Raw genomic sequence first — 688 nt, 5'->3', positions numbered from 1 at the left:
TGTCTGCACCGCGTGTACGTCCTGGTCGCAGGCTTCGCAGAACGCCAGCGGCTTCGGCTTGACGTCCGGCAGACGCATCCCGGTCCGGGTGAAGACGATGTACAGCCTGTCGCGCCACTGGGGTGCGGGGAGGTTGAACGCGTCCCCGATGTGTGCCGACGAGACGCAGACGATCTGGTAGTCGTAGCCCAGCTGGGACATTCCGGCCAGCCACCAGTCAAATAATTCCCAGTCGGTCGCGAACTCGATGACGTTCTCGACTAATACAGCCTTGTAGCGGTGGATCATTACGGCGCGGATGACTTCGAAAGCCGTGGCCCGGGTTCGCTGGAATGCTTTTTCCGGGAGTGCCTTCCACTGCTCGTCGTCCACTTGTCCCTTGGTTCGGGGGCGTCCCCCGGCGGGACTTATCTCCGTGCAGATGGGGCTTGCCCAAAGAATGTCCGTCTTCGGGAGGCGCCTCATGTCGTAGTATTCCATCTCGGCGCAGAGGTGTTCTGCTTCCGGGTGATTGGCAGTGTGCGTGTCCACCGCGACTTGCCAGTGGTTAGCGGCGAGTTTGAGTTCGAGACCTGCATTGACGAGGCCCGTACTGGAACCGCCCGCACCCGCATACATGTCGGTGAATGTGAGGCTCAAGTTCTTTTCCCGTGTCTGTGGGTTCCGGGGCGTGGGGGGGGCGGGTTTG

Annotated in this window: 1 protein-coding gene; it reads right to left on the bottom strand. The window is 61.5% G+C overall.

Features of this window, described 5'->3' with window-relative positions; genetic code table 11:
• Positions 1-639: DNA cytosine methyltransferase (locus tag ACWGJ2_RS40355; RefSeq protein WP_453351405.1), on the bottom strand; the 639-nt coding region annotated here is incomplete at its 3' end.
• Positions 640-688 lie beyond the last annotated feature (49 nt).

It is taken from the genome of Streptomyces sp. NPDC054796, assembly GCF_053611545.1.
The sequence above is the reverse complement of the archived record's forward strand: the minus strand, read 5'-3'. Positions and strand labels throughout refer to the sequence as shown.